The sequence below is a fragment of the Hyalangium sp. genome, from assembly GCF_035629615.1.
GTDB lineage: Bacteria > Myxococcota > Myxococcia > Myxococcales > Myxococcaceae > Hyalangium.
In genome coordinates this window covers 1-9,980 of the sequence record NZ_DASPHO010000147.1, presented here as the reverse complement: position 1 = coordinate 9,980, position 9,980 = coordinate 1, and the positions used below count along the sequence as shown (strand labels likewise).

At 70.3% G+C, this 9,980-nt stretch carries 7 protein-coding genes and 1 tRNA gene; 4 read left to right on the top strand and 4 right to left on the bottom strand.

From position 1 onward, the window contains the following. The 4 genes from VD972_RS07515 to VD972_RS07500 form a co-directional block, all read right to left on the bottom strand. On the bottom strand, positions 1-1,252 hold a 1,252-nt coding region (locus VD972_RS07515; protein ID WP_324982914.1), incomplete at its 3' end, for an Hsp70 family protein. Positions 1,253-1,276: 24 nt separating this feature from the next. Next, the gene (locus VD972_RS07510) at positions 1,277-3,130 is read right to left on the bottom strand and encodes an Hsp70 family protein (protein ID WP_324982910.1); all 1,854 of its coding nucleotides are present in this window, start codon (positions 3,128-3,130) and stop codon (positions 1,277-1,279) included. A 44-nt stretch (positions 3,131-3,174) separates the two neighbouring features. Then, the gene (locus tag VD972_RS07505) at positions 3,175-3,744 is read right to left on the bottom strand and encodes a DUF2760 domain-containing protein (RefSeq protein WP_324982907.1); all 570 of its coding nucleotides are present in this window, start codon (positions 3,742-3,744) and stop codon (positions 3,175-3,177) included. Between the two features lie 95 nt (positions 3,745-3,839). Then, a tRNA-Ala gene (locus tag VD972_RS07500) sits at positions 3,840-3,915 on the bottom strand. 197 nt (positions 3,916-4,112) lie between these two features. Between VD972_RS07500 and VD972_RS07495 the strand changes: the two genes are divergently transcribed. The 4 genes from VD972_RS07495 (at position 4,113) to VD972_RS07480 (ending at position 9,923) form a co-directional block, all read left to right on the top strand. Continuing rightward, positions 4,113-6,515: a tetratricopeptide repeat protein gene (locus VD972_RS07495; RefSeq protein WP_324982904.1), complete on the top strand. Its 2,403-nt coding sequence runs from the start codon at positions 4,113-4,115 to the stop codon at positions 6,513-6,515. A 154-nt stretch (positions 6,516-6,669) separates the two neighbouring features. After that, complete coding sequence (cyoE, locus tag VD972_RS07490; RefSeq protein WP_324982901.1) at positions 6,670-7,554, top strand: heme o synthase; 885 nt, start codon at positions 6,670-6,672, stop codon at positions 7,552-7,554. Between the two features lie 28 nt (positions 7,555-7,582). After that, positions 7,583-8,395 (top strand): carboxypeptidase regulatory-like domain-containing protein, encoded by an 813-nt coding sequence (locus VD972_RS07485; protein ID WP_324982897.1) that lies wholly within the window; start codon positions 7,583-7,585, stop codon positions 8,393-8,395. A gap of 10 nt (positions 8,396-8,405) precedes the next feature. After that, positions 8,406-9,923 carry a lipase maturation factor family protein gene (locus tag VD972_RS07480; protein ID WP_414654000.1) on the top strand — a complete coding sequence of 506 codons (1,518 nt, stop codon included), beginning with the start codon at positions 8,406-8,408 and terminating at the stop codon, positions 9,921-9,923. Positions 9,924-9,980: the final 57 nt, after the last annotated feature.

The following is a 9,980-nucleotide window of genomic DNA, read 5'->3' as shown; positions in this document are numbered from 1 at the left end:
CCAGCCGCTCGGAGATGCGGGGCGAGTTGAAGACGCCACCGTTGAGGAGGATGGCGTCGGGGCGGGGCAGGGTGCCTTCGGAGGGGGCAGGCTCCCCGAGCGCCGCGAAGCCTGCTGCCGCGTGCTGTCCGAGGAAGGCGGCCAGGTGGCGCGTCACGGCCGCGTCCTGGGCGTAGGGCAGCCCCAGCTCTTGCAGGGCCATGCGCGCCGCGCGGCGGGGCCTGTCGGCGGAGCCGGACGTCGGGAAGAAGCCGTCGAGCACCAGGCCCTCTGCCTCCGCTCGAGTCAGCTCCGTGGACAGCGCGCCGCCGAGCAGCCGGCTGCCCTCGGCCACCAGGGAGATGCCGTAGCGCTCCGGGGGATTGGGGCCGAGCAGGGCCTCCTTGGCGGTGCGTGCGGCCTGAATGGCCTGGGTCCACTGGGTGGCGGACAGACGCCGGCCATCGGAGAAGAGCTTCTCCTCGGCCCGCCGGGCGAGCGCGGCGTCCATGTTGTCGCCGCCGAGCATCAGGTGCTCACCCACCGCGAGCCGGCGGAGCATGGGCCCCTCCGGAGAGACACCCGCGTGGACGAGGGTGAAGTCCGTGGTGCCGCCGCCCACATCCACCACGAGCACCAGGCGCACGTTGGCCAGCACCGTGGCCAGATCCGTGCGGTGGCGCGCGGTGTAGTCGTAGAACGCCGCCTGGGGCTCCTCGACGAGGGTGAACTTCTCGAGGCCCGCCTGGCGCGCGGCGCTCACAGTGAGGGCGCGCGCCGCCTCGTCGAAGGAGGCGGGGACGGTGATGACGACCTCCTGCTGCGCGAGCGGCGCGTCCGGGTGCGCGAAGTCCCAGGCCCGGGCCATGTGCGACAGCAGCAGGGCGCTGGCCTCCACGGGCGAGAGCTTGGCGACGTCCGCAGGCGCGCCCCAGGGGAGGATGGGGGCAGAGCGATCGACGCCTGGGTGGCACAGCCAGCTCTTCGCGGAGGCGACGAGCCGTCCGGGAACCCGGGCGCCCTGCCAGCGGGCGAACTCGCCCACCACGTTCGGGCCGGCCTCCCCCCATGGCAGCTGCAGCGAGCCACTGGCCAGCTCATGGCCCGCGGGGACATAGATGCACGAGGGCAGCAGCGAGCGCGGCGTCACCTCGCCCTGCCGGACGAGCTGGGGGATGGGAAAGTCCTCGATGGGGGCGCCAGGGCCACGTGCAGGATCCACGGACGCGACCGCGCAGTGGGTGGTGCCCAGATCGATGCCGATGATGCGCATAAGCCTCCCGTGCCGCGGTGCTTCTTACTCCTTCATGCGCACGTTGAGTTCCAGCTTCCAGCGGCCCGTGCCGTTCTTCTCCAGGCAGCGCAGCTCCAGGGTGCCCACCTCGGTCACTGCCGCCTGGAGGTTCACCGGGGTGAGGTCACCGTAGGGCTGAGGCTGGCCCGGCAGCGTCGTCTCGATGGGCGCCAGCTCCTCCAGCTCCTCCCGGCCGGCCACGTCGTCGATCATGTTGCCCACCTTGTCGTCGCGGCGGACGGACGAGGCGAAGAAGCGGAACTGCGTGGGCTCGCCCGTCACGAGACCGAACTCCTGCGGAGGAACGTCGGCCTGGGTGCCCTCCTCCATGCCGAAGGGGGCCACGCACAGCGCCTTCACCGGAGGCTCCATGCCAGGGACGGCGGGCATGGCCGTCTCTACCCCCACATAGTAGGCGCGGGCGGTGCCGCCGCGGATGCGCAGGCCGTGGCCCTGGCGCACCCATCCATAATAGGCCGCGCCGCGCGCCACCGAGAGATCCAGGTCGGCCCCCTCCAGCTCCTTGGCGGGAGCGCCGCCGTCCGCGGTGAGCCAGCCGTTGAGCACCTCCATGACGCGGGCCTTGAGCGGGCCGGCCTTGAAGACGCCGCCGTTGAAGAGGACGGCGGTGGGGTGGAGGAAGGACTTGCTCCTCACGTCCACGGGCGAGTCCGGGGAGGAGGCGAGCGCCTGCGCCTGCCGCGTGAGGAAGGCGGCCAGGTGCCGCGTCACCCCGGGATCCTGCGCGTACGGCAGCGCCATCTGCGCCAGGCCCGTGCGGCGAGCGGTGCGCGGCAGCTCCGTCATGGGGGACACGGGGAAGAAGCCGTCGGTGAGCAGCTTCTCCAGCTCCTCGCGGGACAGCTCCGTGCGCAGCGTGCCACCGATGAGCGACGAGCCGCGGCCAGGGATGGCGATGGGCACACGCGCCAGCGTCGGATCCCCGTACAGCGTCTCCTTGGCCTGACGGCTGCCGTAGGTGAGCGCGTTGAACTGCCATGGATCCAGCTTCTTGCCCTCGGCGGCCAGGCGCTGGTTCAGCGTGTGCGCCAGCGCCAGGTCCATGTTGTCGCCGCCCAGGAGGATGTGGTCGCCCACGGCCACGCGGACCAGCTCCACCTCGCCGCCGCGCTCCCGCACGGTGATGACGGAGAAGTCCGAGGTACCGCCGCCCACGTCCACCACGAGGATCACCTCGCCGGGCTTCACCCGCTTGCGGAACCCCTCGCCCTGGGCCTCCAGCCACGCGTAGAGCGCGGCCTGCGGCTCCTCCAGCAGGGTGATGTTCGGGATGCCGGCAGCCTGGGCCGCCTCCAGCGTCAGCTCGCGTGCCGCCGGATCGAACGAGGCAGGGACGGTGATGATCACGTCCTGCTGAGCCAGCGAGTTGCCGGCCTCCTCGCGCGTCCGGGCGAAGGTGTGGTCCCAAGCCTCTCGCAGGTGGCGGAGGTAGCGCGCCGAGGCCTCCAGCGGCGACACCCGCTGCACCTCGGGAGGCGCCTGCCACGGCAGCATCGCCGAGCGCCGGTCCACACCCGGGTGGCTCAGCCAGCTCTTCGCCGAGGACACCAGCCGCGTGGGCACCTTGGCGCCGTGGGTCCGGGCGAGCTCGCCCACCAGCGTGGTGGCATCCGCCTTCCAGGGCAGCCCCAGGCTGCCCGCAGGGAACTCCTGCTCGCTCGGCAGATAGAGGAAAGAGGGCAGCAGCGTGCGCGCCTCCACCGTGCCCGGGGCCGTCAGCTGCGCAATGGGCAGCATGGACTGGGCCGAGCCTCGAGGCTTGCCCTCCTCGAGGTTGAAGTACGACACCGCGCTGTGCGTGGTGCCTAGATCGATCCCAATCGCGTAGCGGGCCATAGGACGGCGTCAGCTCCTTGGAGAAGGCTCAAGCAGGAGAAGGCTCAGGCAAGCTCGACTTCAGCGGGGGCCACGACTCGCGGATCCAGCGCCGGGCTGACCGTGGGGAACTTCACCTCGGTGGCCACCCAGCCGTGGTGCTTGAGCGCGCCGGAGTAAGGGGGCTGTCCCGCGACGTTGCCTGTCAGGCGGATGCGCTGCGCGTCGAAGCCGGCTGGGACGGTGACGGCGGCCCCCTCGCCCTGCGGCAGCACGGGCTTGAGCCCCAGGTACTGCTGCACCACCTTGCGGCAGCCCTCGTGGACGATGCGCGCGGCGGCGCCCACGTCCGCGTCCGGGAAGCCGGCCACGTTCTCCTGGAGGAAGTCGATCAGCCGCCCCTCTCGCTGGAGCATGGACAGCAGCACCAGCGCGGAGGCGTGCTCGCGCTCGGGCGGCAGCGCGGGCTTCGGCTCTTCCTTGGGGAGCGCTGGCCTGCCGAGCGTTCCCGCGTCATAGCCCTGGCTCAGCGGGTAGACGGCCTGGGCGAAGGGACGGGAGGCCAGCACCCGCCAGAAGCAGAGGAACGCGAGCCAGAGGCGGGCGAAGAACGAAAGCTGTGGCTGTTCGGTCATCGGCTCCGGATAACAAAGCCGGGGGCCTTTGCAATTCGGTTGTGGCCCAAATGCAAAGGGCCTCACTGTCTCCAGTGAGGCCCTCTGTTACTTCCTGGTGGAGGTGACCGGGATCGAACCGGTGACCTTCGCATTGCGAACGCGACGCTCTCCCAACTGAGCTACACCCCCACAATGTAGTACTTTGCTGCGGTACTCGGCTGCTTGCTTGGTGCTTCAATCGATCAGTCTGGGGCTGACGAAGTGAGGGCCAGATACCGGACCCCTGTGAGCCTGTCAAGCGAGAGCAAGGAAACCGCTGACTCCCATTTGACGTGCAGCAGTGCGGGTGTCATAAAAACCCTCCTTCCCAGGCGCATCTTCCGGAAATGTCTACCTCTCCCATGAAGACGTTGAGCCCGGCCGAGCTCGCAAAGTTGGAGCACGCGTTCGCCGCTGACCCGTCGTCCGACGCATTCAAGCCGCTCGCCGAGGCATACCTGGGCATGGGCCGGTTCATGGAGGCGATGGTCGTCTGCAAGAAGGGCGTCAAAGCCCATCCCAATGCAGCCGATCCCCGCCTCCTGCTAGCCCGTGTCTACCTCCAGCAGGGCAAGGACAAGAAGGCACTCGAGGAGGCCCTCGGAGGCCTCCAGGTCCAGCCCACCGACAAGGCCGCCCTCCGCATGGTGGGCATGCTGCAGCTCAAGACGGGCGAGCTCGAGCCCGGCAAGCTCAACCTCCTGAAGGCCTGGGAGGCGGATCCGAACGACACGGAGACGCTCACCTGGATGCAGCAGTACAAGGTGGAGCAGCCCAAGCCCGCCGCGCCCCCGCCCGCGCCGGTCCCCGTCGCCGCTCCGGTGGCCGCGCCCGTGGCTCCCACCGCGGCGCCCGTGGCCCAGGTGCCCGTGAATGGCGCGCCCTCGGCGGCGCCCGTGCTGACGCCCGTCGCCCACCCGAACCCAGCGCCCGGGGCCCGTCGTGCCTCGTCCGCGGGGATGCCCGCAGCCCGGTCCATTCCCACGGGCACGCAGCCCGGCGCGGCGAGCCAGGCCCGTCCCCAGCCCCGCCGCCCCGTGGTTATCGAGGAGGTGGACGATGACGACGACGAGGAGGCCGGCTCCAAGCGCCGCCCGAAGTCGGGCAACTCGAGCAAGTACATCACCCTGGGCCTCTTCATCGCGGCGATCCTCTCCGCCGCGGGCTACGCCTGGTACTCGAAGTACACGAAGGAGCTGAACCGCGAGTTCAAGAAGCGCCTGGACGTGGCCACCGAGCAGCTCAAGCACGACTCCTTCGACTCCTACAAGAAGGCGTGTGAGGCGGCCGGTCTGGCGCTCGAGATCCTCCCGGACTCCACCGCCGCGCACGGCTACCTGGCTTACGCCTGGGGCATCCGCTGGGGCGAGCACGGCGGCGGCGACGATGCGCGCCGCAAGGCGGAGGAGCACCTGGCCGAGGCCAAGAAGGGTGGCGAGGTCAGCTCCCACCTCTATGCCGCCGAGGCGCTGATCAAGACGTACGGTGGCAAGGGCAAGGAGGCCCTCGGCGAGCTCGAGGAGCGCGTGAAGGCCTTTGACTCGCAGGGCAAGGCCAGCTCCCTGCTGTACCTCACGCTGGGGCTGGCGCAGATGAACGCCGGCGATCTCGAGCGCGCGCGTGACAGCCTGGACAAGGCGCAGGGCCTGGCTCCGGATGATCCGCGCATCTACGCCAGCTTGGGTACCGTGTACCGCCGGCTCGGCCAGGACAACACCGCGTGGCAGAAGTACGAGTTCGCTCTGCGCTACGAGAAGGACCACCCCGAGTCGGTGCTCGGAATGTCGCTGCTGATGCTGGAGCAGGATCAGCCCAGCCTGGAGTTCTACGAGCGGGCGGCGAAGATGCTCAAGAAGCTGCTCGAGGCCGACCCGCCGCCCTCGCCGCGGCAGTTGGCCGCCGCGCAGCTGGCGCGCTCGCTGCTGATCAGCCGCGTCTCGCTGGCCATGGCGGAGCTCAAGCCCGACGTCCAGACGAAGCTCGCCGAGGTGACGGGCGTCCCGCTGGACAAGACCGTGGCCCGCGCGCAGATGGACAAGGCCGAGAAGGATGGCTTTGCGCTCGACAAGAACAACCCGGAGCTGCTCCTCATCAAGGGCCGCCGGCTGCTGCTCGAAGGCCAGGCGGACGCGGCCGTCTCCTCCATCCGCGAGGCCATCAAGATGGACAGCACCCGGGCCCAGCTCTACGTGGAGCTGGCCAAGGCGCTCATGGCCAAGCAGGGGGGCGAGAAGGAGGCCGCCGAGGCGCTCACCACCGCTCTGAAGACGATGGGCGACAGCCCCAAGCTGGTGGTGATGCTCGGCAACGCCTACCGGCGCCAGGGCAAGCTCGACGAAGCGCTCACGCAGTACCAGCGCGCGGTGAAGGATCCGAAGGCGAAGAACCCCGAGGCGCGGCTGGCCATGGGCACCATCTACCGGGAGCGCTCCGAGTGGGACAAGGCCCGGGAGCAGCTCGACAAGGCCGTCGTGGAGTTTATCGGCCAGCCGGATCGCGCGGCGCTCGCTCTCACCGAGCTGGGCCGCGTGTACCAGGGCAAGGGTGACCTCACGAAGGCCGAGGAGTCCTACCAGAAGGCCATCGAGGCCAACGGCGGCTACGGCCCGGCGTACTACTTCTACGCCTCCATGCTCAGCAAGGACCGCAAGCAGGGTGACAAGGTCAAGATGCTCGCGCAGGAGTACCTCAAGCTCGAGCCCAAGGGCGAGCACGCTCCCGAGGTGCAGCGCCTGGCCTCCGGAGGGTAGTGCCCCCGCTGTCTTCGAAAAGCGGGGCTGATACCCGTGGCTTGCCGTCTGCGCGGGATGGCTGTATGGGAGGGATCGCCAGGTGGGGCCATTATCCCACCTGGACTCCACCGCGACGGCAGCGAGCCTGTCGAGCCCCACCTCTGGAGTCTGCGTGAGCGCACGCGCCGTGTCTCTGTCGACGACTGCGTCTGACCTGATCTCCCTCACGAAGCCGCGGCTGTCGAGCCTGGTGCTGGCCACGACCGCGGGAGGCGTGTGGCTGGCGCGGGGCGAGCTGTCCATGGCGCGTGTGGGGGTGACGCTGCTGGCCACCGCGGGCACCGTGGCGGCGGCCAACACCCTCAACTGCTACATCGAGCGGCGAAGCGACCGCTTCATGGCGCGGACGCACAACCGGCCGTTGCCCTCCGGGCGCATGGAGCCGGGCGTGGCGCTGTGGTTCGGCCTGTCCCTGGCGGCCGTGTCCCTGCCCGCGCTGGCCCTGGGCGCCAACCTGCTCACCGCGGGACTGGGGCTGCTGGCCTTCCTGAGCTACGTGCTCGTGTACACGCCCCTCAAGTCGCGCACGTCCGCGGCCATGCTGGTGGGTGCCGTGCCTGGGGCGCTGCCGCCGCTGATGGGGTGGACGGCGGTGACAGGGCAGGTGGACACCGGGGGCTTCGTCCTCTTCTCCATCCTCTTCCTCTGGCAGATCCCCCACTTCCTGGCGATCGCTCTCTTCCGCAAGGAGGAGTACGCGGCGGCGGGGCTCAAGTCCGTCCCCATTGAGCGGGGGGATGAGTCCAGCCGGGCCCAGATCGTCCTCTACGTGGTGGCGCTGGTGCCGATGACGCTGCTGCCGTACCAGCTGCACATTGCCGGGGCGTGGTACCTGCTGGTGGCCGTGGGGCTGGGGCTGACCTTCCTGGGGCTGGGCGCGTGGGGTTTCTTCAAGCAGCTGGGAAAGCCTTGGGCCCGGCAGACGTTCTTCTTCTCGCTGCTCTACCTCACGGGCCTCTTCCTCGCGCTGATGCTCGACCGAGGCCCGGCTTTCTAGCTACCCCTGCCTGACAAGGAGCTCCTCCATGAAGCTGCGCACGTTCGGCCTCGCCCTGATCGGGGCCGCGGGATTGGTGATCCTGCCGGCCTGTACGAAGGACGAGGCGTCGAAGCCCTCGACTCCCACCGCCGCCGCCAACCCTGCAGAGCAGGGCAAGCCGGCGACGCCCACGCCCACCCAGGCGCAGACGCCCACGTCCGTCGGGAAGAGCACCCTCCGCGGCGTGGTGAAGTTCACGGGCACGGCTCCGGCCGCGGCAGAGATCGCCCCCAGCTCCGATCCGGCCTGTGAGGGCATGGCGCTCAAGGAGCCGGCCGTCCTGGTGAAGGACGGGAAGCTGCAGAACGTGCTGGTGCGCGTGAAGGGCCCCGTGGCGGGCGCTCCGGCGGCCTCCAGCACCCCGGTGGTGATCGATCAGGTGAAGTGCACCTACACCCCGCGCGTGATGGGCGCCCAGGCGGGCCAGCCTCTCCAGGTGAAGAACAGCGATGGGACGCTGCACAACGTCCGCGCCATGGTGGGGACCAAGTCCCTCTTCAACCTGGCCCAGCCGCCGGAGATGGCGCCCGTGACGAGGCCCACGCCCTCCGACGTGGAGCTGATCCAGCTCAAGTGCGACGTGCATCCGTGGATGAAGTCCTTCATCGCCGTGAGCCCGCACCCGTACTTCTCCACCACGGGCGAGGACGGTGCCTTCTCCATCACGGCCCTGCCGGCGGGCACGTACACGCTCGAGGCGTGGCACGAGACGTTCGGGACGAAGACGGCCGAGGTGACGGTGAAGGACGGAGAGACGGCCGAGGCCTCGTTCGAGTTCGCCGGAACCGACAAGGGCTAGGCCCTCGGGCGTGAGCTTGGGGCAAGGGCGCGAGCCGGAGAGGGGCCTGGCCCGTGTCCGCTGGCTGTACCTGCGCGGGCTCGGGCTCGTCTTCTGTGTCGCCTTCGCCTCGCTGTTGCCCCAACTCTCGGGGCTCATGGGCCCGGAGGGGTTGGAGCCCGCGGCGGCGTGGCTGGACTGGGCTCGGGGGGCGCTTGGGCCTGAGCGCTTCCTGCGCCTGCCCACGCTGCTCTGGCTGCTCGGGGCGGGGGACGGGGCCCTGTGGGGGCTCTGCCTGACTGGCCTGGGGTGTGGCGCGCTGCTCGTGGCGGATGTGGCGCCGCGCTGGGCGCTCGTGGGCGCGTGGGCCTGCTACCTGTCCCTCACGGTCGTCGGGGGCGTCTTCCTCAGCTTCCAGTGGGACGTGCTGCTGCTGGAGACCGCGCTCGTCTCCGTCCCGCTGACGCCGGGTCATCTGCTTCCCTCCGCGAGCGTCCCGGAGCCTCGCCTCGGGCCGCTGCTCCTCGTGCGCTTCCTCCTGTTCCGGCTGATGCTCATGTCCGGAGTGGTGAAGCTCGCCAGCGGGGACTCCGCCTGGCACAACCTCACGGCGCTCGAGTTCCACTACTGGACCCAGCCGCTCCCCAACCTCGGCGCCTACTTCGTCTGGCAGCTTCCGGCAGCGCTCCACCGGGCGGGCGTGGCGGGGATGTTCGTCATCGAGCTGGTGGCGCCGTTCCTCCTCTTCGGGCCGCGGCGCGTCCGGCTCCTGGCGGCAGGGGCGCTCGCGGCCTTGCAGGGGGGCATCCTCGCCACGGGCAACTATGGGTTCTTCAACCTCCTGACGCTCGTGCTGTGCCTCTCCGCGCTCGATGATGGCGTGCTGGCACGGTGGAAGCTCTCTGGGCGGCTCTTGGCCGGGCCTGCGCCCACCCTGCGCCACCCACGGGCGCGGACCTCGGCCTTCGTGGGCTTCGCGGCGGTGTATGCCGTCCTCGCGCTGTCGTCGGACGTGGAGCGGCTGGCCCGTGTGCCGGTGCTCGCGCCGGTGCGCTGGGCGCTCGGCCAGCTCGCGGGCCTGCGCAGCATCAACACCTATGGCCTCTTCGCCATCATGACCACGGAGCGGCGGGAGATCCTCCTCGAGGGCAGCGCGGATGGGCAGACGTGGCGCGAGTACCTCCTGCGGTGGCGCCCCGGGCCCGTGGACGAGGCGCCGCGCTTCGTGGCACCCCATCAGCCGCGCCTGGACTGGCAGCTGTGGTTCGCCTCGCTGTCTCGCTGCTCCGACAACGCGTGGCTGATCCGCCTCCAGGAGCGGCTCCTGAGCGGCGCTCCGGCCGTGAAGGACTTCTTCCGGGAGGATCCGTTCCCGGACGCTCCGCCGCGCTTCCTGCGAACGCGCTTCTTCGACTACCGCTTCACGGACCTGTCCGAGTGGCGGACCACGGGCGCCTACTGGGAGCGGCGCGAGCTGGGTGCGTACTGCCCGCCGCTCACGCTCGAGGGAGGCCAGCTGAGGCGGGCGGACCTTCCCGCTGGACGCTGAAGCCCACCCGGGCCCCGCCGCCGGGCCGGTTCTCCGCGAACACCTCTCCGCCGTGGG

Coding starts and splice junctions, on each gene's coding strand:
- VD972_RS07510 (WP_324982910.1), bottom strand. CDS start 3,130: ATGGCCCGCTACGCGATTGGGATCGATCTAGGCACCACGCACAGCGCG.
- VD972_RS07505 (WP_324982907.1), bottom strand. CDS start 3,744: ATGACCGAACAGCCACAGCTTTCGTTCTTCGCCCGCCTCTGGCTCGCG.
- VD972_RS07495 (WP_324982904.1), top strand. CDS start 4,113: ATGTCTACCTCTCCCATGAAGACGTTGAGCCCGGCCGAGCTCGCAAAG.
- VD972_RS07485 (WP_324982897.1), top strand. CDS start 7,583: ATGAAGCTGCGCACGTTCGGCCTCGCCCTGATCGGGGCCGCGGGATTG.